This window comes from Georgenia ruanii, assembly GCF_009193175.1.
Lineage (GTDB): Bacteria > Actinomycetota > Actinomycetes > Actinomycetales > Actinomycetaceae > Georgenia > Georgenia ruanii.
On the sequence record NZ_VUKE01000023.1, the window covers coordinates 1 to 23,867 of the forward strand.

At 75.1% G+C, this 23,867-nt stretch carries 14 protein-coding genes; 6 read left to right on the forward strand and 8 right to left on the reverse strand.

Annotated features, from left to right (window positions below; genetic code table 11):
• Window positions 1–158 precede the first annotated feature (158 nt).
• On the forward strand, window positions 159–1,325 hold the full coding sequence (locus tag GD880_RS17840; RefSeq protein WP_152232963.1) for a MalY/PatB family protein: 1,167 nt from the start codon (window positions 159–161) through the stop codon (window positions 1,323–1,325).
• A gap of 104 nt (window positions 1,326–1,429) precedes the next feature.
• Here the strand turns inward: GD880_RS17840 and GD880_RS17845 are convergent, their stop codons facing one another.
• Together GD880_RS17845 and GD880_RS17850 are read right to left on the reverse strand one after the other, a co-directional pair.
• A complete protein-coding gene (locus GD880_RS17845; RefSeq protein ID WP_152232964.1) occupies window positions 1,430–2,203 on the reverse strand; it encodes a fumarylacetoacetate hydrolase family protein in 774 nt (257 codons plus the stop codon).
• A 38-nt stretch (window positions 2,204–2,241) separates the two neighbouring features.
• On the reverse strand, window positions 2,242–3,045 hold the full coding sequence (locus GD880_RS17850) for a methyltransferase domain-containing protein (RefSeq protein ID WP_152232965.1): 804 nt from the start codon (window positions 3,043–3,045) through the stop codon (window positions 2,242–2,244).
• 39 nt (window positions 3,046–3,084) lie between these two features.
• Here GD880_RS17850 and GD880_RS17855 point away from each other — a divergent pair, with 39 nt between their 5' ends.
• The gene (locus GD880_RS17855) at window positions 3,085–3,981 is read left to right on the forward strand and encodes a 3-methyladenine DNA glycosylase (protein ID WP_152232966.1); all 897 of its coding nucleotides are present in this window, start codon (window positions 3,085–3,087) and stop codon (window positions 3,979–3,981) included.
• Between the two features lie 350 nt (window positions 3,982–4,331).
• Window positions 4,332–6,839: a PKD domain-containing protein gene (locus GD880_RS17860; RefSeq protein ID WP_152232967.1), complete on the forward strand. Its 2,508-nt coding sequence runs from the start codon at window positions 4,332–4,334 to the stop codon at window positions 6,837–6,839.
• Window positions 6,840–6,849: 10 nt separating this feature from the next.
• Here GD880_RS17860 and GD880_RS17865 read toward each other — a convergent pair whose 3' ends face one another.
• From GD880_RS17865 to GD880_RS17880, 4 genes are all read right to left on the reverse strand, one after another.
• Complete coding sequence (locus tag GD880_RS17865; RefSeq protein WP_152232968.1) at window positions 6,850–8,979, reverse strand: acyltransferase family protein; 2,130 nt, start codon at window positions 8,977–8,979, stop codon at window positions 6,850–6,852.
• Between the two features lie 13 nt (window positions 8,980–8,992).
• Complete coding sequence (locus GD880_RS17870) at window positions 8,993–10,441, reverse strand: UDP-glucose dehydrogenase family protein (protein WP_152233007.1); 1,449 nt, start codon at window positions 10,439–10,441, stop codon at window positions 8,993–8,995.
• A 74-nt stretch (window positions 10,442–10,515) separates the two neighbouring features.
• On the reverse strand, window positions 10,516–12,714 hold the full coding sequence (locus tag GD880_RS17875; RefSeq protein ID WP_152232969.1) for a glycosyl hydrolase: 2,199 nt from the start codon (window positions 12,712–12,714) through the stop codon (window positions 10,516–10,518).
• On the reverse strand, window positions 12,707–14,266 hold the full coding sequence (locus GD880_RS17880) for a glycosyltransferase (RefSeq protein WP_152232970.1): 1,560 nt from the start codon (window positions 14,264–14,266) through the stop codon (window positions 12,707–12,709). The genes GD880_RS17875 and GD880_RS17880 overlap by 8 nt, the downstream gene beginning before the upstream one ends.
• Before the next feature lie 1,168 nt (window positions 14,267–15,434).
• Between GD880_RS17880 and GD880_RS17885 the strand changes: the two genes are divergently transcribed.
• Window positions 15,435–16,706: an APC family permease gene (locus GD880_RS17885; RefSeq protein ID WP_152232971.1), complete on the forward strand. Its 1,272-nt coding sequence runs from the start codon at window positions 15,435–15,437 to the stop codon at window positions 16,704–16,706.
• Complete coding sequence (locus tag GD880_RS17890; RefSeq protein ID WP_152232972.1) at window positions 16,703–17,929, forward strand: heparan-alpha-glucosaminide N-acetyltransferase domain-containing protein; 1,227 nt, start codon at window positions 16,703–16,705, stop codon at window positions 17,927–17,929. Before GD880_RS17885 ends, GD880_RS17890 begins: the two co-directional genes overlap by 4 nt.
• Window positions 17,930–17,970: 41 nt before the next feature.
• Here GD880_RS17890 and GD880_RS17895 read toward each other — a convergent pair whose 3' ends face one another.
• Window positions 17,971–19,428 (reverse strand): alanine/glycine:cation symporter family protein, encoded by a 1,458-nt coding sequence (locus GD880_RS17895; RefSeq protein ID WP_152232973.1) that lies wholly within the window; start codon window positions 19,426–19,428, stop codon window positions 17,971–17,973.
• Between the two features lie 109 nt (window positions 19,429–19,537).
• Complete coding sequence (locus GD880_RS17900) at window positions 19,538–20,938, reverse strand: APC family permease (protein ID WP_152232974.1); 1,401 nt, start codon at window positions 20,936–20,938, stop codon at window positions 19,538–19,540.
• A 248-nt stretch (window positions 20,939–21,186) separates the two neighbouring features.
• On the opposite strand from GD880_RS17900, the gene GD880_RS17905 reads away from it, so the two are divergent.
• Window positions 21,187–23,850 carry a DEAD/DEAH box helicase gene (locus tag GD880_RS17905; RefSeq protein ID WP_152232975.1) on the forward strand — a complete coding sequence of 888 codons (2,664 nt, stop codon included), beginning with the start codon at window positions 21,187–21,189 and terminating at the stop codon, window positions 23,848–23,850.
• Window positions 23,851–23,867 lie beyond the last annotated feature (17 nt).

Below are 23,867 nucleotides of genomic sequence, written 5' to 3' on the forward strand. Positions count from 1 at the left end.
CCGGGTGCGGGCCGGGCCGCCGCCGGGCGCGAGCCGGGCCGCCGGCGCGCACGGGCCCGGCCCGCCCCGGGCCGCCGGTCTCGGTGCCGGGCGGTAGCGTCGCGGTGCCGGCGCGGCACCGCGTCGCGCATCACCGGCGACGGCGAGCGAGGGCGGGTATGCGGGCGGACTTCGACCACATCACCATCGAGCAGCTGCGGGCGGCCGGCGGGGTCAAGTGGACCACCTACCCGGGGACCATCGGCATGTTCGTCGCGGAGATGGACTTCGGGGTGCCCCCACAGGTCACGGCGGTGCTTGAGCGCGCCGCGGCCGACGGCGCCCTGGGCTACCTGACCGATCGCGACGTGCGGGCGCTGCGCGAGGCGACGGCCGGCTGGCTGGCCCGGACCACCGGCTGGGCGGTCCCGGCCGAGCGGGTGCACCCGCTGCCCGACGTGCTCACCGCCCTGCGGCAGACGATCCGGCACTTCACCCCCGAGGGCTCCGCGGTCATCGTCCCCACCCCGGCGTACATGCCGTTCCTCACGGTGCCGGTGGCGGCCGGGCGGGAGGTGATCCAGGTGCCGAGCCGGGTGGACGCCGGTCGCTACAGCCTCGACCTGGAGGGGATCGACGCGGCCTTCGCGGCCGGCGCACGCCTGCTGGTGCTGTGCAACCCGTGGAACCCGGTGGGCCGGGTGCTCGGCCGCGAGGAGCTGCTCGAGGTCGCCGAGGTGGTCGAGCGGCACGGCGGGCGGGTCTTCGCCGACGAGATCCACGCCCCGCTCGTCCTGGACGAGCGGCCCCACCTGCCCTACGCCGCGCTCGACGACCGCACCGCGGCGCACACCGTCACCGCCGTCGCCGCCTCGAAGGGCTGGAACATCCCGGGGCTGAAGTGTGGGCAGATGGTGCTGTCCAACGACGCCGACGCCGCCCGGTTCGCGCCCTACGCCGAGGACGCCGGCAACCCGCTCGGGCTGCTCGGCGCGCGCGCCGCCACGGCGGTCTACACCGACGACGGCGGCTGGCTGGCCGGCGTCGTCGACTACCTGCGCGCCGGCCGCGGGCTGCTCGAGGAGCTGGTGGCCGAGCACCTGCCCGGGGCGGTGCTCAGCCACCTCGAGGGCACCTACATCGCCTGGCTCGACTGCGCCGGGCTGGGCCTCGACGAGCCGGCGGCTGCGTTCTTCCGGCGCGAGGCCGGGGTCGCCCTCACCGACGGCGTCGCGTGCGGGGACGCCGGTGAGGGCTGTGTCCGCCTGGTCATGGCCACGCCCCGGCCGATCCTGCGCCGCGCGCTGGAGCAGATGGGGGCCGCGCTGGCGCGCCGGGGCGCCTGACCGGGCCGGAGCACCTGACCGCGCCGGGGCGCCCGCCTCGCCCTGGCCTGGCCTGGCCTGGCCCTGGCCTGGCCTGGCCTGGCCTGGCCTGGCCTGGCCTGGGGTCAGTCTCGGCGGACCACCGGGTTCGCCAGCGTGCCGATCCCCTCGACCTCGACCTCGACGCGCTGGCCGGCGTCGATCGGCCCCACGCCGGCCGGGGTGCCGGTGAGGATGACGTCGCCGGGCAGGAGCGTGAAGATCGACGAGACGTACGCGACGAGCTCGGGCACCGAGCGCACGAGCTGGCCGGTGCGCCCGTCCTGGCGCAGCTCGCCGTCGACCCGGGCGCGCACGGCGACGTCGGAGACGTCGACGTCCACGGCGAGGTACGGGCCCAGCGGGCAGGACGTGTCGAAGGCCTTGGCCCGGGTCCACTGCACGTCCGAGCGCTGCTTGTCCCGGGCGGTGACGTCGTTGGCGGCGGTGTAGCCGAAGATGACGTCGTCGGCCTTCTCCACCGGCACGTACTTGCACATCCGGGAGATGACGACGGCGAGCTCGGCCTCGTGGTGCACCTCGCGGGAGTACGGCGGCAGCACGATGGGGTCGCCCGGGCCGATGACGGAGGTGTTGGGCTTGAGGAAGACCACCGGCTCGTCGGGGACCTCGTTGCCCATCTCCGCCGCGTGGGCGGCGTAGTTGCGGCCGATCCCGATGATCTTCGAGCGCGGGATGACGGGCGAGAGCAGGCGGACCTCGTCCACCTTCACCCGCTCGCCGGTGGTGGACAGGTCGCCGTAGATGGGGTCGTCCTTGAGCACGACGAGCTCGTCGGACTCCTCGTCGAGGACGCCGTAACGCGGGTTCTCCCCCGCCGTGAACCGTGCGATGAGCATGCGCCCACCCTAGTTCGCGGCGCCGGACCGCCCGTGCGCTACCCGCGCCGCGCGAGCACCTGGCCGTGGAGGACGACGAACCAGCCGTCCTCGGCGGCGGCCCACCGCAACCACGCTTCGGCCAGCCGCTCGAGGTCCGCCGGCTCGGCGAGGCCCTGGGCCACGGCCTGTTCCCCCAGCGCCGACTGGCGCACCCGCTCGGCCCACTGCCCCGCCCACCAGGCGCGCTCGTGCACGGTGGTGAAGCACCAGGTGCCGGCCGAGGCGGCGACGTCGGTGAACCCGGCCGCCCGCACCCACGCGTGCAGGCGCCGCCCGGCGTCCGGCTCGCCGCCGTTGTGGCGGGCGACGCGGTGGTAGAGGTCGTTCCACCCGGTCAGGTCGGCGTCCTCGGGGTACCACGTCATGGCGGCGTAGTCGGCGTCGCGCACCGCGAGCAGCCCGCCGGGGCGGAGCACCCGGTGCAGCTCGCGCAGCGCGGCCACCGGGTCGCCGAGATGCTGGAGCACCTGGTGGGCGTGCACGACGTCCACGCTCGCCGTCGCGACCGGCAGGGCGTACACGTCGCCGACGGCGTAGCGGAGGTTGGCCCGCGCGGCGCCGCTCCGGGTCCGGCGCAGCACGCCCGCGTCGCGGTCCAGGCCGACGACCGGGCCGGGGGCCACCCGGTCGGCCAGGCCCACGGTGATGGTGCCCGGCCCGCACCCGACGTCGAGCACGCTCATGCCCGGGCGCAGGTGCTCGAGGAGGTAGGCCGCGGAGTTCTCGGCGGTGCGGACCGCGTGCGCGGCCACGACGCTGTCGTGGTGGCCGTGGGTGTAGGTCTCCTCGCGCCGGGGCATGAGCGCACGCTAACCCCGCCGCCGCCTACCCTGGACGCCATGACCACGCCCGCTCTCGACGTCGCGGTGCTGCCCGCGACCGAGTGGCGGGCCCGGGCCGAGGCCCACGCCGCCCGCGCCGACGCGCTCACGGCGGCGCACCGCGAGCGCCGCTCGCGCCGCCTCACGCACCCGATCGAGGACTTCCTCTACGAGTACTACGGCGTCCGGCCCGCCCGGCTGCGCCGCTGGCACCCCGGCGTCGGCGTCGCCCTGGCCGGCACCGCGGACCAGCTCGGTGAGCGCGCGACCTGGCGCTGGACGCACGCGACCGTGGGCGGCGCCGTCGTCCTCGACGTCCCGGCGTACCTGGCGGACCGGGGCGACGGCGTGCGCTGGCTGCACGGGCTCCTCGCGCGCACCGCAGGCCGCCCCGCCCACCTGGGGTGCCTGGGGCTGCACGAGTGGGCGATGGTCTACCGCCAGGGGGCGCACCGCCACCCCCTGGCGCTGCGGCTGGGCCAGGCGGGCACCGACGCCGTCGTGGAGTCCCATCCGGTGCGGTGCACCCACTACGACGCCTTCCGGTTCTTCACCGCGCCGGCCCGCCCGCTCAACCGGATCCAGCCGGAGCGGGCCACCCAGCTCGACCTCGAGCAGCCCGGGTGCCTGCACGCCAACATGGACCTGCTCAAGACGGCCCTGAAGCTCGGGCCGGCCTGCCCGGGCGAGCTGCTCCTCGACTGCTTCGAGCTCGCCCGCGACATCCGGGTGCTCGACATGCGCGCCTCGCCCTACGACGTGACAAGCCTCGGGCACACCCCGGTGGCGATCGAGACCGCCGCGGGCCGGGCGGAGTACGTGGCGCAGCAGCGGGCCTTCGCCGGCCGCGCCGAGCCGCTGCGCGCCCGCCTGCTCGCGGTGACGACGGCGCTGCTCGGCGACGCCGCGGCCTGACTCCTTCCGCAGAAACTGCCGCCAAGGCCACACCCGGTCCGCATGGCGGCGACATCGTCCGAGCCCTAGCCTGATATCGGCCGAAGCGGGAACGTAAACGCGTCCCGGGAGCGCGCAGTCGCTCGACCACCTGCCCGTCTCGCTGCCGGTTCTCACCGCTCGCCGGCGCCTCCCGCGCGCCCGGTGTCACACCTTCCGCTCCTCATCGCCTGCCTGCATCGGCCGATAGGGGTTTCCGCACCCGACCGTTCGGCCGTGCCTCTCCCTGCCCTGCCTGCCGCGCTCCCCTGCCGTGCCTCTCCCTGCTCTGTCTCTCCCTGCCGCGCCTCTCCCTGCCTGGAGCCCTGGTCATGTTCCCCTCGCGCACGCCTTCGCACCGCTCCGCCCGTCCCCAACTCACGCCCCTCCTGGCCGCCATCGCCGCGCTCGCCGCGGTGCTCGCCGCCACCGCCGTGCCGTCCGCCCCGGCGCGGGCCGCCGCCACCGAGCAGGCCACCGAGGCGCCCGGTCCGGCGGAGGCCTCCGCCGCCTCGCTGATCCCCGCCGCCGGACGCCTGTTCGGCGCCTACGTCGCGCCCAGCGGCTCCCCCGCCATGCCGAACGCCGGGGACAGCCAGGACGCCGCGGCGGCATTCGAGAACGCGATCGGGCGCAAGATCGACCTGCACCGGCTGTTCCTGCGCTGGGACGATGACCTCGCCCAGGCCACCGTCCGCGCCGACGTCGCCCGGGGCCGCACGCCGATCCTCTCCGTCCGGCCCGAGCGGCGCGACGGTACGAAGATCTCCTGGGCCCAGGTCGCCTCCGGGACGGTCGACGCCGACATCGCCGCCCAGGCCCGGGCGGTGGCGTCCCTCGGCGCACCGGTCTTCCTCACCTTCCACCACGAGCCGGACATCGAGACGGCGTTCGGCACGCCGGCGGAGTACGTCGCCGCCTGGCGCCACTACGTCGCCGTCTTCCGCGTCGAAGGCGTCACCAACGCCGCCTTCACGTGGATCATGACGCCCTCCAGCTTCGGGTCGGCCTACGTGGGCGCCGGGGCCGCGGCGTACTACCCCGGCGACGACGCCGTCGACTGGCTGGGCCTGGACGCCTACAACTGGTACGGCTGCTCCCCCGGCAAGCCGGCCGCGTGGCGGCCGCTGGCCACCGTCGTCTCCCCCTTCCGCACCTTCGGCAAGGCCCACGGCAAGCCGCTCATGCTCGCCGAGTACGGCTCCGCCGAGGACCCGGCCGAGCCGCAGCGCAAGGCCCAGTGGCTGCGCGAGGCGGCCGCCGCCCTGGACGGCATGCCCGAGATCAAGGCCGTGTCCTACTTCCACACCCACGGCAACTGCCCCTGGTGGCTCGACTCGAGCCCGGCGTCTCTCCAGGCCTTCACCGACGTCGCCGCGCTCCCCGCCGCGCACGGGCGCACCACCGCGTCCCTGCTCACCGACGTCGTCCACGGTCCCGGGCCGCTGACGGTGACCTTCGACGGCGCCGCCTCCGCCGCCGCGGGTCACGCCTCCGGCGCCGGGATCGCCGAGTGGCGGCTGGACTTCGGCGACGGCACGCCGGCCGCGACCGGGACCAGCACCCCGCCGGCCGTGCTGCGGCACACCTACGACTCCGGCCAGCACGACGCCCGCCTCACCGTCACCGCGTCCGACGGCTCCACCGCCACCGACACCCGCACCATCGCCGCCGCGCCGGCTCCCACGCTCAGCGCCGACGGCACCACCGACGGCGACACCGGCGTGACGCTGAAGGCGTGGGTCAACACCCGCGGCCTGCCCGGCTCGCTCACCTTCTCCTGGGGCACCGCCAGCGCCGACGAGCACAGCACCACGATCGACGTCCCCGCCAAGGACTGGACCCAGGAGGTCCGCGCGCCGCTCACCGGGCTGAGCCCCGCCACCCGGTACTCCTTCCGGGTCACCGCGACCACCGCCGCAGGCACCACCGAGGTCACCAACCGGTACGTCGACACCACCGGCGCTCCCGCCGTGCTCCTCGACGCCCCGACGGCGGTGACGGCCACCTCGGCCACCCTCAACGCCCGCGTCCACCCGCAGTCCCTGGACACCACGCTCGGCCTCGAGCTGGTGCCCACCGGCGGCGGCAAGCCGGTCCGGCTCGCCCCGGTCGCCGTCCCCGCCCACACCGGCTACCGGTGGCTCAGCGTGCCGGCCACCGGCCTGAGCCCGGGCACCACCTACGACGTCCGCGCCCGTGCGACCAACGACGCCGGCGCCGGCACCGCCACCCGGCCGCTGACCACCGCTGCCGGCGCGAAACCGACGCTCAGCGCCGACGGCACCGCCGACGGCGACACCGGGGCGACGCTGAAGGCATGGGTCAACACCCAGGGCCTGCCCGGCACGGTGACCTTCTCCTGGGGCGTCAGCGCCCCGGACGAGCAGCAGCGCACGCTCGAGGTCCCCGCGAAGGACGGGACGCAGGAGGTCCGCGCAACGCTGACGGGCCTGGCCCCCGGCACCCGGTACTCCTTCCAGGTGACCGCCACCACGGCGGCCGGCACCGGGGAGGTGGCCAACCGGTACGTCGACACCACCGGGGCGCCGACGGTGCTGCTGGACGCCCCCGGCAGCGTCACCCCGACCGCGGCGACGGTCAACGCCCGGGTGCACCCGCACTCCCGCGACACCACCCTGGCGGTCGAGCTCGTCCCCGCCGGCGGCGGCGCCCCGGTCCGGCTGGCGCCGGTGCCCGTCGCCGCCCACACCGGGTACCGCTGGCTCAGCGTGCCCGCCACCGGCCTCACCCCGGGGACGAGCTACGAGATCCGGGCGACGGCGACCAACGCCTCCGGCGCCACCACCGCCACCCGGCAGCTGACGACCGCGGGCTGAGGCGGCGCGCTCACGCCGCCGTCAGCCCCACCTCCTCCGCCAGCCACGGGGTGAGGAACCGCACGTAGCTCGCGGTCGCGTGGGTGGCGTCGCGGTGGACCAGGTAGTTCCCGATCACCTCGGGGCAGACGTCCTCGGTGCAGAACCAGTCGAGCGTGCGCACCACCTCCCCGCCGGCCCCGGTCACCGCCTCCCGCACGGCCTCGGCGACCTCGCCGTGCGGGGTGGCCGCGCCGCGGTCCACCGCGCACGTCGCGACGTCGTCGAGGTTCGCCGCCACGCAGTCCGCGCCCGAGCTCGACCGCACCGGGATGTCATCGAGGAGGACCACCCGGCCGGCCGCCTGGGCCAGGCGCGCCGTCGTGCTGGACATGGCGGCCCCCCACCGGGCGGCGTCGTCCCCGCCGAGGCCGTACGAGGCGCCCATGACGACCAGGTCGGGACGGAGCTGGCCGATCTCGGCGAGGACGTCGTCGCGCCAAGTGTCGCACTCGGTGTACTCCCGGCCCAGGTCGGCCGAGTCGATGGTCATCAGCGCCGGCGTGCACGCCGACTTCGTCCGGTGCACCACCTTCCAGCCCGCCGCCTTGGCCGCCTCGTCCAGGGCCGGCTGCCACTGGTCGGCGTGCGAGTCGCCGAACAGCACCAGCGTCCGCGGCCCGGCCGGGTCGCCGTACAGGCACGGCTCGGCGGGGGCGTCCTCGAGGAGGTCGGCGTGACAGCCGTCCGCGCGCGAGGCGGGCAGGTCCGCCTTGGCCGACTCGATCGTGGGCGTGAGGTTCGCCGGGGCGGCGCCGGCGTCGACCGACTCCCGGAGCACCGGCTGCAGGCTGGCGCCGGGCTCCTGGGCGAGGGCGGCGATGTCGACCCGCTCCCCGCGCGGCGCCCCGCCGGGGACGACCAGGGCCACGACCGCGGTCAGGGCGAGGACGGAGGACACCGCGAACCCCAGCGACAGGCCGTCCCCCGGGGACGACAGCGACGGCGCGAACCGGATCGGGTTCTCCACGAGCCGCAGCGAGATCGCGGCCAGGACCAGCGCGGCCGCCGCGGCCAGGAGCAGGACCGGACCGGACGCCGTCAGGCCGAACGCGGCGGGCAGCAGCGTCAGGGCCGGCCAGTGCCACAGGTACCACCCGTAGGACAGTCCACCGACCGCGGTCAGCGGGCGCACGCCGAGGACCCGGCCCACGCCGCGGCCCGGCGCGGCCGCCCCGGCGGCGATGATCGCCGCGGCCCCGCACACCGGCAGGGCGGCGGCGTGCCCGGGGAACGCCGTCGAGCCGTCGTAGGAGACGCCGGCGTAGAGCAGCGCCGCCAGCCCCGCCCAGCCGAGCAGCACGGCGGCCGGGGTCCAGAGCCGGCGCACCGCCGACAGACCGACGGCGAGCAGCGCCCCGACCGCGAGCTCCCACGCCCGGGCGTGCAGCCCGAAGTACGCCCACGGCTGGGCCACGCCGGTCTGCCACACGCTCAGCGCCAGCGACCCGGCCACGACCAGCACGAGCACCGACGCGACGCGGCCGGTGCGCACCTTCGGATGGCCGTCGGCCGCGGCCCGCGCCGCGGCAGAGCCGCGCGCCACGAACGTGCCGGCCACGGCCAGGAGCAGCACCGGCCACGCCAGGTAGAACTGCTCCTCCACGGCCAGCGACCAGAAGTGCTGCAGCAGCGACGGCGCCTCCTGGGCGTTGAGGTAGTCGGTGCCCTCCGCCGCGAGCTTGACGTTCAGGGCGTAGAAGACCGTCCAGAGCCCGTCGACGGCGGTCTCCTTCCCCGCCATGGGCGAGAGGAAGAACCAGGCGCCGGCGATGGTGGCCACCACGACCAGCGCCGCGGCGGGCAGCAGGCGCCGGGCCCGCCGGGCGTAGAAGCGCGGCAGGTCCACCCGCCCGTCCCGGGCGATCTCGCGCAGGAGCAGCGAGGTGATGAGGAACCCGGAGATGACGAAGAAGACGTCCACCCCGACGTACCCGCCGGGCAGGAAGCCCACCCCCGCGTGCCCGAGGACGACGAGGCCGCACGCGACGGCGCGCAGTCCCTCGATGTCCGGCCGGAAGCCGGCGCGGTGCGGCTCGGCCCGGTCCCGCCGCGCCCGGGGCGCGGCGGGCGTCGGCGCCGCCGGCGCGGTCACTGCCATCGGGTGCTCCCGGTCACGCGAGGGTGGGGGCCGGCGCCACCCGGTCGTAGGCCGTCGCGGTGACGGCGGGCAGCTGCGGCACGGCGCCGGACGGCGTGGCCGCGATGAGGCGCTCGACCGAGGCGGGGATCGTGGCGGTCGGCGCGGGGCGGCCCATCCCCCGGTACGCCCACCCGGCGTCGGCCCACCGCTGCGGGTCCAGCGCGTTGCGGGCGTCGACGATGCGCCGGTACTCCACCTGCTGGCCCAGCTCGACGGGGTCCATCGAGGTGAACTGCTCCCACTCGGTGGCCAGCACGACGACGTCGGCGCCGGCGACGGCCTCCGCCGCCGTGGCCGCGTAGCTCAGGGTGGGGAACTTCGCCGCGGCGTTGGCGTTCGCCTCCGGGTCGTGCACCACCACCTGGGAGCCGGCGAGGTGGAGCGTGGCGGCGACGTTGAGCGCTGGCGAGTCGCGCACGTCGTCGGTGCTGGGCTTGAACGCCGCCCCGAGGACGGCGACCTTGGCGCCCAGCACCGACCCGCCCAGCAGCTCCCGCACCAGGTCGACCACGCGCGACCGGCGGCGCATGTTGACCTCGTCGACCTCCCGCAGGAAGTTCAACGCCTCGTGCGCGCCGAGCTCGGCGGCGCGGGTGGTGAACGCGCGGATGTCCTTGGGCAAGCAGCCGCCGCCGAAGCCGAGGCCGGCGCGCAGGAACTTCCCGCCGATCCGCTCGTCGTAGGAGAGCGCCTGGGACAGCTCCACGACGTCGGCGCCGGCCGCCTCGCACACCTCGGCCATGGCGTTGATGAAGGAGATCTTCGTGGCCAGGAAGGAGTTCGCGGCCACCTTGACCAGCTCGGCGGTGGGCATGTCGGTCACCACCAGCGGGGTGCCGGCCTGCAGCACCTTGGCGTAGACCCGCTCGAGCACGGCGGCGTCGGTGCGGCTCGTCACGCCGAGCACGAGGCGGTCGGGCCGCAGCGTGTCCTCGACGGCGAACCCCTCGCGGAGGAACTCCGGGTTCCAGGCGAGGTGGACCTCCTCCATGGCGGGCGCCTTCGCCGCCAGGCGCGCGGCGAGGCGCTCGGCCGTGCCGACCGGGACGGTCGACTTCCCGGCGATCAGCGCGGGCCGCTGCAGGTGCGGGGCGAGGGCGTCGATCGCGGCGTCGACGTACCGCAGGTCCGCGCCCCGGCTCCCCGGCTGCTGCGGGGTGCCGACGCACAGGAAGTGGACGTCGCCGAACTCCCCCGCCTCGGCGAAGGAGGTGGTGAACCGCAGCCGCCCGGACCCGACGTGCTTGGCGAGCAGGGGCTCGAGGCCGGGCTCGAAGAACGGGGCCCGGCCGGCGTTGAGGGTGTCGACCTTGCGCTCGTCGACGTCGACGCCGATCACGTCGTGGCCGAGCTCGGCCATGCCGGCGGCGTGGACGGCGCCCAGATATCCGGTACCGATGACGGTGATGCGCAGTGCCATGTCAGCTCCTTCGGGGTTCTCGCCGGTCTCGGCGCAGGTGGTGTCGTGGTGGTCGGTCGGGTGGCCGCCGGTCGTCATGGCGTGCTCCCCGCGGTGGCGAGCTGCCGGCGGGACGACGCCGACGCCTGCTCGGCGGCCGGCTCCCCGTCGCCCGCCGGCTGCTGCGTGGCCGACGCCGTCGGCTCGGGGGTGGGCGCCGGGGTCGGTCCACCGGCCGGGTCGTCGGTCGGCGTGTCCGCGGGGGGCTCGGTCGGCGCCGCCGTCGGCTCCTCGGTGGGATCCGCCGTCGGCTGATCCGTGGGCGCCGGCGATTCCTCCGCGGGCTCCTCGGTGGGGTCCGGCGTGGGCGCCGGCGTCGGCTCCCCGGCCGGCAGCGGCGCGAGCTCGGTCTTGGGCTGCTTGGGCGAGCCTTCGCTGAAGTTGCCGTTGCGCAGCCCGTGCTGGGCCACCAGCGTCACCTCCGGCGAGGAGGTCAGGCGCCAGTCGTTGGTGACGGGCTCGGACTCGCCGATCGGGATGGCCGTGACCTCGCGCTGGAACCAGGTGAAGCCGATGATGTCCGGGTTCTGCCCCAGGGCCTCGAAGAAGCTCGTCACCCAGTCGACCTTGTTGCCGCCGGTCTCGGTGGCGCCCACCTCGGTCAGCCAGATGGGCTTGCCGGGCGCGACCGCCCGCAGCCCCGCGACGGACTTGCCGTAGGTGTTCTGGAAGGACGCCTCCTTGCCCTCGATCGGCTTCCGGTAGTAGCCGGAGAGACCGACCATGTCCACGTACGCGTCGCCGGGGTAGAGCTGCTCGAGCGGCTGGGCCTGGGGAAACTCGATGGTGTTCGGCGCCCAGATCCACAGCACGTTCTCGGCGCCGGCGGCGGTGAAGATGTCGTGGACGTGGCGCCAGGCGGCGATGTACTCGCCCGGCTTGTTCCCGTTGGTCTGCTCGGACCAGGGGTACCAGTGGCCGTTCATCTCGTGCATGAGCCGGATCCCGACCGGCAGGCCGAACTCGACGACGTCGGCGGCGTACTGGCGCAGGTACTCGTCGTGCGCGCCGGCGACGATGTCGGCCAGCTGGTAGTCCGGGTCCACGGCGTTGTTGGTGTCCGGGCCCATGTCGGTGACGTTGGGGCGCGCCTCCCAGGAGATGATCGGCAGCATGCCGCGGGTCCACGCGTCCGTGGCCGCGTCCGGGCGGAAGTCCTGGTCCCAGCCGGCGAAGTAGGTCACCGAGCTGGGCATGTGCTGCAGCGTCGCGGCGACCTCGTCGACCTCGCCGAAGTGGTAGGGCGACTCCTCGGTGAAGATCCCGAAGTACTGCTGGGCCGGGTTGAGGAGCTCGTCCGCCGGCGGGGCGCTGGGGACGAACTGCCAGTAGGGCTTGCTCGGGGCGCGGTTGGGGTCGTCGGGCAGGTCGCGGCAGGCGATGCCGTCGTCGTCCCGCGGCCCGGGGTTGCCGTCCAGGCCGTGCGGGTCGGACGGGTCGGCGACGTAGACGGCCTGGGCGTCCTGCTGCCAGGTGAACTCCCAGCACTTCGTCGGTGCCTTCGGGCTGCTGGGGGCGGCCGGCCGGTTCGTGGGGGCCGGCGCATGCTCGGTGCTGTCGGCCCCGGCGGGACCGACCGCGCCGGACGCTCCCGGGCCTCCGGAGCCCGCGCCACCCGCGCCGCCGGTGGTGCCGGCCGAGCCGGCGCCACCGCCCGCCGAGCCGGCGCCACCGCCCGCCGAGCCGCCGCCCGCGGCCGCCGAGCCCCCGGCGGCGCCGTCGCCGGCGCGTGCGTAGCCGGACTCGGCGAGCAGCTCCTCGAAGGAGCGGGCCGAGCCCGAGCCGGCGATCCGCCAGAGCAGCTCCTCGGTGAGGTTGATGTCCGCGAGCATCTCGCCGAGCATCGGGTCCGTCCGGGAGGTGTCGAGCACCTTGCGGGCCAGCTCCGCGGCGGTCTCCCGGTCGGCGGCCTGCAGCGCCTCGGCCAGGGCGGTCAGGGTGGCCCGGGTCTCCGCGCGCCGGGCGAGCAGCTCCGCCTCGGCGGGGTCGCCCGCCTGCGCGGCCGCGGCGGGCGGCGCGCCCCCCAGGGCGCTGACCGCGCGGGTGACGGGGTCGCCGACGGTCGCCCGCAGGGACGGGGTGCCCCACACGACGAGCGACGTCGCGACGAGCGCGGCCACGAGGCCGACGGCGATGAGCCGGGTGCGCAGGCTGGTCGCCCCGGCGGCCGCCACGGCGGCGCCGAAGACGTTGGCCGGTCCGGCCCAGGTGCTTCTCAGGGTCTGGTCAGACAAGGGTCGCCTCGAAGATCGTGAGCAGGGACAGGAAGGCCAGCCCGATGACGTACGGGATGGCCGCGGCGGGGTTGACGCGGCGCCGCTTCCGCGGTGCCGGCGCCGCGGGAGCGGCCTCGACCGCGCGGCGGGTGCGGGTGGCCACGGCGGTCCGGGTCGCGGTCGAGGTGTCGGGACCGGGACCGGCGGCGGTGCCCGGGTGGAGTGCCTCCTCCGGACGGTCGACCACGTCCACCGGCCCGGGTTCGCCGGTCGCCTCGAGCTCGGCGATGAGGTCACCGCCGACCGCCTCGTCGGTGCTCGTGCCGGCGTAGGCGTTCGCGCGGGTCCCCCAGCCGGCCACGTGGGCCATCCGGAAGAAGCCGAGCAGCCGGATGGGCATGAGGAAGAGTGAGGAGAACACCACGTAGAGCGGCATCCGCCACCAGTCGCCGGGGACCTCGACGAGGTGGCGCAGGTGGCGCACCCCCATCGAGAGCCCGGTGGCGAGGAGGGTGAGGACGACGACCGCGGTCACGCCGATCGTCGAGCCGTGCTCGGCGATGAGGGCGCCGTAGTAGTTGATGCCGGTGCCCGTGCCGATGCGGTACACCGCGCCGATGACGGCCCCGGCGAGCAGGAAGGGCAGGATGATGTCGGTAAGGAAGAAGATCGCCAGCACGGGGGCGTGGCCGATCATCCACGGCAGCATCCGCAGGGTGTTGTACTGCGAGCCCCGGGACCAGCGCAGCTGCTGCTTGGCGAGCTTGCGCAGCCGGGTGGGCGCGTCCGTCCACACCATCGAGGTGGCCTGGTAGACGGTCTTGTAGCCCTGCTTGAGGGTGAGGTTCGTCAGCGTGCGGTCGTCGCTGACCTCGAGGAACACGCCGAGGAAGCGGGCATGCATGAAGTCGTCCATGGCGTCGACGACCACCTGGCGACGGAAGGCGATGGTACGTCCCGGCAGGCACCCGACCTGCCCGAGCACGGACTGGGCCGGCATGGAGTACTTCACCCGGCTGTTCTCCAGCCAGTCCGCCCAGCGAGTGAGGAAGGACCGGCCCGGGTCAAGGATCCGCTGGGCGGTGGTGACCCCGCCGACGCGCGCGTCGGCGAAGGGCTTGACCAGCTCGGACAGGGTGTCGCGCGCCCAGACGGTGTCGGAGTCGACGAGGACGAGGATCTCGCCGGAGGCCATCTCGGTGCCCACCTTGACCGCGTTGCGCTTGCCCGGGACCGGCGTCCACGTCCACTGCACGCCGTCGTCCGCGAACTCCGCGCACACCTGCTCGAGCTCGACGTTGCGGGGCCCGTTGATCACGACGATCGTCTCGGTCGGCGACTGCGCACAGATGCGCGTGAGAACGTCCCGGAACAGGTCCAGCGGCTCGTCGACGACCGGGATGACGACGCTGGTGGTCGTCTCGTGCGGCGCCGTCCACGGCCGGTACCGGCGCGAGAGGAAGATCTTGAGCAGCCACAGCCCCCACACGATGGCGGAGAAGACGGCGAACAGATACAGGTGCCCGTCCTCCACGAAGGCATGGCGAAGCATGAGTAGGAATACGAACATCGGAAAATCTCCTGACGGGCGCACGGCGCGCCCACGTCAGCGGTCAACGGACACCGACCACCGCAGCCGAGGTGTTCTTGCACGGCCGGACACGGCACACCCGAGGCGCGCGCCGCCTTGTTGTGGGCATGCGCGGGCCAGCATTGTGGGCGTGCACCGGATATGTTCCCGGTTATTCCTCGCCCGGTTTGTTGGCATGCGCCGGCCCTGTTTCCGAACCGGGTTCGGACCCGCACGCGGGCAGGCCGCTAGCCGTCCGAGGGCATGCCGCAGCGATGCCCTCGGGCGTGGTTCTCATGCTGTTCTCGGGCAGGCATCAGCTGCGGCCGGATCAACCCAGCCAGCGGCTAGCGCGTGCGGAACGGTGGTGGAACGGCGCTCCCGGACGGCGTCGCGCTCATGTCCGGAGCGACGAGAGAATGCTCAGCCCAGCGCGATGCCCCGCACGGGCACCAGGCGCCGGCAACAACACGGCCATCGATCACGCATCTGGTCCTTCACGGCCCCCCCAAACGATTTTCTTGCCGTGATCGAAACGTAACATACGGCGACACGAATCCGAAAGGCCCTCCGACGGATCCGACGTAAACAGTCGGTTAATGTCGAAACGTGTCGACGAATTTCGTCGCCCAATTATCATTGGCGGGAAACGGCCGCAAATCGAGAGGCGGGTCACGCCCGCACCCGACACCGCAGGAGCGGCCGCGCCGACGGTCGGCGGTCGGAGGGTCGGCGGTAGGCGGTCGACGGGGCAGAGCGTCCAGGGGCACTCCGCCAGACGCGCGGTCAGCGGCTCCGCGGCGCGACGTGACCGTTTCGCCGCCGTCCCCGGGGTGCACCCGTGCCACCTCCGGCGCGTACGCTCGCGAGCGAGGGGCCCCGTGCCCCGCGCCGTCACGCCCCCGCGTCTGCCGGGTCCCTCGAGGGCCCGTCACAGCACAGGCACCCGCCCGGCGGCGCCCGCCGGGCGGCCCGGCGGGAAGGATCTCGATGCCGCGACTGCTCCGGGTGTGGCTCACCCCGGTCCTCGAGCGCGCACCCGTCGCGCCGGCGGCGACGCCGCCCGTGCCACGCGCTCCTGCGGCATCACGTCGGGCTCCGCGCCCGAGCGCGCCGGGGCCCCGGCGCGGACACCCTCCGGACACCCACCCGGGCTAGCGTGCCCGCCGTGACTCCCCCACCCGGCCGCCTGGTGCGGCGCCTCGGCCTGCCCGACGCGATCGTCATCGGCCTCGCGTCGATGATCGGGGCCGGCGTCTTCGCCGTCTTCGCCCCCGCCGCCCAGGCCGCCGGGTCGTGGCTGCTCGCCGGGCTCGCCCTGGCCCTCGTCGTCGCCACGTGCAACGCCACGTCGACGGCGCAGCTCGCCGCCACCTACCCCACCTCCGGCGGCACGTACGTCTACGGCCGCACGCAGCTCGGGCCGTGGTGGGGCTTCGCGGCCGGCTGGTCCTTCGTCATCGGCAAGACCGCCTCGTGCGCGGCGATGGCCACGACGTTCGCGGCCTACACGGTGCCCGGGCCCTGGCAGCGGCCGGTCGCGGCGGTGGCCGTGCTGGCGCTGACGGCGGTGAGCTGGCGGGGCATCACCCGCACGGCCGGGCTCGCCCGGGTCCTGGTCGCCGTCGTCCTGGTGGCCCTGGCCGTGGCGGTCCTCGGCGCGCTGCTCGGCGGCGCGGAGCCGCCGGCCGGCGCCGGGGGCGGCGCGGCGCCCGGGCCGCAGGGGGTGCTCCAGGCCGCCGGGCTGATCTTCTTCGCCTTCGCCGGGTACGCGCGCGTGGCCACGCTCGGCGAGGAGGTCCGGGAGCCCGCGCGGACCATCCCGCGCGCCATCGTGACCACGCTGGCGCTGGTCGCCGTGCTGTACGCCGTCGTCGCGCTGACGCTCCTGCACGTGCTCGGCCCGGCCGGGCTGGCCGCCTCCCACGCCCCGCTCGCCGACGCCGTCGCCGGGGGCTCGGCGTCGTGGGCGGTGCCGGTCGTGCGGGTGGGTGCCGCGGCCGCGAGCCTGGGCGCGCTGCTCGCCCTGCTCGCCGGCGTCGCCCGGACCGGCCTGGCGATGGCCCGGGAGGGCGACCTGCCCCGTGGCCTGGCCGCGGTCCACCCACGCTTCCACGTCCCGCACCGGGCGGAGGCCGCGGTCGGGGCGTGCGTGGCCGTCGCCGTGCTCCTGGTGGACCTGCGCGAGCTCATCGGGTTCAGCTCCACCGGGGTGCTGCTCTACTACGCCGTCGCCAACCTCGCCGCCCTCACCCAGGGGCCCGGGCAGCGGCGCTACCCGCGGGCGCTGCAGGTGCTCGGCGTCGTGGGCTGCGTGGTGCTCGTCCTCACGCTGCCCCCGGCGTCCCTGCTCGCCGGTCTCGCGGTGCTCGCCGCCGGGCTGCTGGCGCGGGCGCTGGTGCGCCGCCGGCGGCCCCCGGCGCCTACCCTCGGCCCATGACCGCGCCCGTCCCCGACCCCGCCGCTCCCCCGGCCGCCGCCAGTCGGCCCGCCGAGGGCGCCCCACCGCGGCCCGCGTCGGCAGCGGCGCGACAGCCGCGGACGCCTGGCGCCCCGCCCGCCGACCGTCCGGCCGCGCCGGCGCGCCGCCTGGTCGGCATCGACCTGGCGCGCGGCCTGGCCATCGTGGGGATGTTCGTGGCGCACCTGGGGGCGGACGGCCCGGACGGGGCGCACGACCCGGCGTGGTTCGTGCTCGCCGACGGCCGCTCCGCCGCGCTGTTCGCGCTCCTCGCCGGGCTCTCCCTGGCCCTGAGCAGCGGCCGCGAGCGCCTGCCGACCGGACTGGCCCTCCTCCACGCCCGGATGACCACCCTGGTGCGCGCCGGGCTGCTCCTGCTGCTCGGGTGGGTCCTCGTGGCCCTGGGCACCCCGGTCGCGGTGATCCTGCCCGCCTACGCGGTCCTGTTCCTCCTCGCCCTGCCCGTCCTCGGCGTGCGGCGGCGGTGGCTGCTGCTCGCGGCCGGCGTCGCGGCGGTCGTCTCGCCCACCCTCGTCGCGCTCGTCGCCGTGCCCGACGGCGGCCCGAGCCTGGCCGCCCGCCTCAGCGGGATGGCCGACCCGGTGCACCTGCCGGGCGACGAGCTCGTCACCGGGTACTACCCGGCAATGGTCTACCTCGTCTACCTGCTGCTCGGGCTCGCCCTCGGGCGCAGCGACCTCACCCGGGCGCGCACCCAGGCCCGGCTCGTCGTCGTCGGCGTGGGGCTGGCCGCGCTGGGCTGGGGGCTCTCCCGGCTGGCCCTGGACGCCGTTGGGCCGGACGCCTCCCCGCTGACCCTCCACCTGCTCAGCGGCGCCGCGCACGAGGACACCACGCTGGAGGTCGTGGGCAACTGCGGCACGGCCCTCGCCGTCATCGGGGTCTTCCTGCTCCTGACGCGGCCCACGCCCGCGGGCCGGGCCGCCGGCGCGGTGCTCAGCCCCCTGGCCGCGGCGGGGTCGATGAGCCTGACGCTCTACACCGCGCAGATCGTGGCGATCTTCGTCCTGGGCGACCAGGTCGTGTGGGCGCCGACGTCCAACGCGGTGCTGGTCTGGTTCCTGGTGCTGGCGCTGGCCGGGGCCTGGCTGTGGCGGCGCCAGGTCGGCCAGGGGCCGCTCGAGCGCGGCCTGGCCGCGGCCGCGCGCGCCGTCGCCGGGCCCCGCCCGGCCACGCCATAGCGCCGCTCGGGGGGCCGCCTCGCACCGCCGGGCCGCACCCCTCAGCGCGCGGCGGGCACCGGCTCACCGGACCAGACGTCCCCGGGCAGCGGGGCCGGCAGGTCCGCGGGCGCGGCGACGAACCGGGGCTCGGCCGCCCGCCGCCGCTCGGGGGCGACGGCGGCGCGCTGGCGCTCGTAGTCGCGCAGCACCGCCGCCACCCACGGCGCCAGGCGCACGAGCGCGACGAGGTTGACCACGGTGATGACCGCCATGGCGGTGTCCATCAGCGTCCAGACGGTCTGCAGCGCGAGCAGGGCGCCGACGCCGGTGGTGAGGACGACGACGCCGCGCAGCACCCGCCGGGCGGGGGCGCCGGCGCGCAGGAAGTCCATGTTGACCTCGGCGTAGGCGAAGGCGCCCAGGATCGAGGAGAAGCCGAAGAAGAAGATCATCACCGTCATCGGCCAGGCCGTCCACGCCCCGAGCTGGCTGGTCACCGCCGTGGTGGTCAGCTCCGCGCCGGCCTCGACGGGGGTGGCGCCCGGGACGAACACGCTGGCACCGGTGGCCAGGATGATGAACGCCGTCGAGGTGCACACGAACATCGTGTCCACGAAGACGCCGAGGGACTGGATGAGGCCCTGCTGCACCGGGTGGGCGACGGTGGCGGTGGCCGCGGCGTTGGGGTTGGTGCCCATGCCGGCCTCGTTGGAGAACAGCCCGCGGCGCACCCCGTTGAGCACGGCGGCGACGACGCCGCCGCCCACTCCGGCCAGGCCGGCCCGCAGCCCGAAGGCGCCGGCGAAGATGTCGGCGAAGAACTGGGGCACCGCGTCGAGGTTGAGGACGATGACGGCGGCCGCGGTGGCGACGTAGGCCAACGCCATCGCCGGGGTCATCACCTCCGCGACCCGGGCGACCAGCTTGACCCCGCCGAAGACGACGAGCGCGGTGAGCACGACGAGGACCAGCCCGCTGACCCAGGTAGGCACGCCGTGGGAGTGCTGCACGGTCATGGAGATGGTGTTGGCCTGCACCATCGGCATGGCCACCGCCATGGACAGCACCAGCAGGACGGCGAAGACCGTGCCCCAGCGGCGCGAGCCCAGGCCGCGGGCGATGTAGTAGGCCGGCCCGCCGCGGAACGTGCCGTCGGTGGCCCGGACCTTGAACACCTGCGCCAGGGTGGCCTCGGCGAACGACGTCGCCATGCCGACCAGGGAGACGAGCCACATCCAGAAGATCGCGCCCGGCCCGCCGAGGATCAGCGCGAGCGCCACCCCGGTGATGTTGCCGATGCCGATGCGGGTGGCCATGCCGATGGCGAAGGCCTGGAAGGAGGAGATGCCGCCGTCGGCGCCGCGGCGCGAGCGCGTGACGTAGGCGAGCATCTGCGGGAAGAGCCGGACCTGCACCGCGCGCGTGCGCCACGTCATGACGATGCCCACCAGCACCAGCAGGCCGATGAGCACGTATGTGTAGACGGCGTCGTTGACGGCGGTGAGCAGGTCGGTCATGCAGGTTCCGTTCGCCGGGCGCCCGGCCCGTCCGGCCGGACACGATCGCCGTCGATCGTAGGAGTAACGGAAGGCCCGCGTCGTGTGAGATCCGCCCCACCCGCCCCGCTCAGTCCCCCGGCGCCGCCGTCCCGCCCGGCCCCATCGCCCGCGCCGCGCCCGGCCGGGCCACCATGACGACGAGCCCGACGACGAACCACACCGCGGCGATGGCCAGGGCCAGCCGGCTCGCCTCCACCAGCACGGCGAGGATGATCAGGGCGCCGACGAGCGGGACGACGACGTCGCGGGCCCCGAGCGTCGTCCGCCGCGCGTAGCCCACCACCGAGGCGTGGAGGAAGAGGAAGGCCACCAGCGCGCCGACGGTGACCATGGAGGAGAGCACGTCCAGCCCGTTCGCCCGGGTGGCGGCCAGGGTGGCGATGACCAGCGTGACGACGGCGGAGAGCAGGATCGCGTTGCGCGGGGTGTGCCCGGTGGCGCCCAGGCGCGCCAGCCCCGGCGGCAGCGCCCGCTCGCGGCCCATCGCGAACAGCAGGCGCGCGACGGCCGCCTGGGCCACCAGCGCGGAGAACACCGGCCCGACGGCCCGCACCACCGTGACCACCGAGCCGAACCAGGTCCCGATCGAGGCGTCGAGCATCGTGTAGAACGCGGTGCCCTGCGCCGCCGGGTCCGCCTGGAGCTGCGCGGGGCTCACCGGGCTGAGCAGCGCCCCGAGGTAGGTCTGGACGATGAAGAGCACGCCGGCGAGCACCAGGCAGAACTGCAGCGCCCGGCCGACGTCGCGGGTCGAGCCCGTGGTCTCCTCCGCGAAGGTCGCGATGGCGTCGAAGCCGAGGAAGGCCAGCACCGCCACGGAGGCGGCCCCGATCACCCCGGCGGCGTCGAACCCGCCCACCCCGGTCAGCGGGGTGAGCCAGCCGCGGCTGGGCCCGTGCTGGACGAGGAAGACGACGGCGAGGACCACGAACGCGGCGAGCACGGCGAGCTCGACCGCGAGCATGACCAGGCCCACGTGCGCCGCGAGCCGGACCCCGCACAGGTTGAGCCCGGTGATGAGCACGACCGCGGCGACGGTGAACACCCACACCGGCACCGCCGGGACGAGCGCGTGGCAGGCCAGCCCGGCGAACAGCGAGGCCAGGGCCGGGATGAAGAGGTAGTCGAGGGTGATCATCCAGCCGGCGACGAAGCCCGAGCGCGGGCCCAGCCCGGCCGATGCGTAGGCGTAGACCGACCCCGCCCGGGGCACCGCGTGGGACATCCGGGCGTAGGACCAGGCCGTGAAGGACATGGCGATCGTGGCGACGACGAAGACGACGGCGATGGCGCCGCCGCTGCGCGCGTCGAGCACCCCGAAGGTGCCCATCGGCGCCGTGACACCGATGAACAGCAGCCCGTAGACGACGAGGTCACGCCAGGAGAGCACCCGCAGCAGGCCGCCGGGCGTGCTCGTCTCCGCCGGCCCGCCGGGCCGTCCCGCTCCCGCCGCAGACGTCGCACCCACATCCACGAGGTTAGGGACGCCGTCGGCCACGGGCGCGCCGGGGGCGGGCGGACGGCGGGTGGCGCCCTCGCCTGGGCGGCGCGGCGGGTGGCGCCCTCGCCTGCGCGGCGCGGCAGGTGGCGCCCTCGCCTGCGCGGCGCGGCAGGCGGCCCCGCGGAACGGGCCACCCAGGGACAGGCTGATGGAGCAGACGCATCGTCTGGCGCCAGGTGACGATCGGCCGGGCGGCCCAGTGAGAGGATCGGGGGATGCCGCTGCCCAGCCTCAACCTCGTGCTCGACGACCTCCTCCCGGAGGACACCGCGGCGCGCCCGGACGCCGACGCGATCTACGAGGCGTTCGAGTCCTGGGCCACGAGCTCGGGCCTGACGCTCTACCCGCACCAGGAGGAGGCGGTGATGGAGCTGGTCTCCGGCTCCCACGTCATCCTCGCCACCCCCACCGGCTCGGGGAAGTCGCTGGTGGCCATGGGGGCCCTGTTCACCGCCCTGGCCACCGGCCGCACCGGGTACTACACCGCCCCGCTCAAGGCGCTGGTGTCGGAGAAGTTCTTCGACCTCGTCGACCTGTTCGGCTCGGCCAACGTCGGGATGGTCACCGGCGACTCCGCCATCAACCCCGACGCGCCGATCATCTGCTGCACCGCAGAGATCCTCGCCAACCAGGCCCTGCGCGACGGCGCGGCCACCGACGCCGGCGTCGTCGTCATGGACGAGTTCCACTTCTACGCCGACCCGCAGCGCGGCTGGGCCTGGCAGGTGCCGCTGCTCGAACTGCCCGGCACCCAGTTCCTCCTCATGAGCGCCACCCTCGGGGACGTCTCGTTCTTCGTGCGCGACCTGCAGCGGCGCACCGGCAAGGACGTCGCCGTCGTCGACCAGGCCGAGCGGCCGGTGCCGCTGACCTACTCCTACTCCGTCGAGCCCATCCAGGACCTGCTCCTCGAGCTCGTCCAGACCCACCGCGCCCCGGTGTACGTGGTCCACTTCGCGCAGAAGGACGCCGTCGAGCGCGCCCAGTCCCTCACCTCGGTGCAGGTGGCCACCCGCGAGCAGCGCGACCGGGTCGCCGCCGCCATCGGAGACTTCCGCTTCGGGCCCGGCTTCGGCGCGATCCTGTCCCGGCTGCTGCGCCACGGGGTGGGCGTGCACCACGCGGGGATGCTGCCGCGCTACCGCCGCCTCGTCGAGCGGCTCACCCAGGCGGGCCTGCTCGGGGTCATCTGCGGCACCGACACCCTCGGGGTGGGCATCAACGTCCCCATCCGCACCGTGGTGCTCACCTCGCTGACGAAGTTCGACGGCGAGAAGTCCCGCCACCTCAGCGCGCGGGAGTTCCACCAGATCGCCGGGCGGGCCGGCCGGGCGGGGTTCGACACCACCGGGGAGGTTCTCGTCCAGGCCCCCGAGCACGTCATCGAGAACGCCAAGGCCCTGGCCAAGGCGGGCGACGACGAGCGCAAGCGGCGCAAGATCGTGCGCAAGAAGGCCCCCGCCGGGGTGGTGAACTGGACGGACAAGACCTTCGAGCGGCTGCGCGACGCCCCGCCCGAGCCGCTGACCAGCCAGTTCCGGGTCACCCACACCATGGTGCTGTCGGTGCTGGCCCGCCCGGGCGACCCGGTGGCGGCGATGTACCGGCTGGTCACCGACAACCACGAGCCGCCGACCGAGCGCAACCCGCACCTGCGGCGGGCCATCGAGATCTACCGGTCGCTGCGCGCCGCGGGCGTCGTCGAGCACGCCGACGCCGCCTGGCGCCGGGCCCACCCCGGCGAGTCCTACGTGCGGCTGACGGTGGACCTGCCCCGGGACTTCGCGCTCAACGCCCCGCTGTCCCCCTTCGCGCTGGCGGCGCTGGAGCTGCTGGACCGGGAGTCGCCCGACTTCGCCCTCGATGTCGTCTCCGTCATCGAGGCCACCCTGGAGGACCCGCGGCCGCTGCTGTACGCCCAGCAGCGCGAGGCCAAGGGCGAGGCCGTGGGGGCGATGAAGGCCGAGGGCATCGAGTACGAGGAGCGCATGGCGCTGCTCGAGGACGTCACCTGGCCCCGGCCGCTGGCGGGCATGCTCGAGGCGGCGTTGGCCACCTACCGGCAGACCAACCCGTGGGTGTCCGACTTCGAGCTGCAGCCGAAGTCGGTGGTGCGCGAGATGGTCGAGCAGGCGATGACCTTCTCCGAGCTGGTCTCGCGCTACCAGCTCGCCCGTTCCGAGGGCGTGGTGCTGCGCTACCTCACCGACGCCTACCGGGCGCTGCGCCAGGTGGTGCCCGACTGGGCGCGCACCGAGGAGGTCGTGGCGATCATCGACTGGCTCGGCGACCTGGTGCGCTCGGTGGACTCCTCGCTGCTGGACGAGTGGGAGGCGCTCTCCGCCGGCGCCGCGGCCGCCGAGGGCGTGCTCGTGGTGCCCGAGGAGGCCGACGTCGAGGTCACCGAGCGGCGCTTCGGCGAGGGGCCCGACGGCGAGATCGCGTTCACCCGCAACCGGCACGCGTTCCGGGTGGCGGTGCGCAACGCGCTCTTCCGCCGGGTGGACGCGCTGGGCCGCGAGGCCTACGTCGCCCTGGGGCACCTGGACGGCGACTCCGGGTGGGACGCCGAGCGCTGGGAGCAGGCGATGGCGCCGTACTGGGCCGAGTACGACTGGCTGGGCACCGGGCCGGAGGCCCGGGCCGCCGCGCTGGTCGCGATCGACGAGCAGCCCACCGACGCCGACCTGCCCCGCGCCCTGGCGGACGGCCACCTCGGCGACCTGGCCGCCGGCGCCGAGCGGGTGTGGCTGGCCCGGCAGACGTTCGACGACCCCGCCGGCGACCACGACTGGGGCCTGACGGCGCTGGTGGACCTGGACGCCTCGGACGCCGCGGGCGCGCCGGTGATCCGCATCCTCGACCTGGGCCCCCGCTGATCCCGTCGTAGCCACGA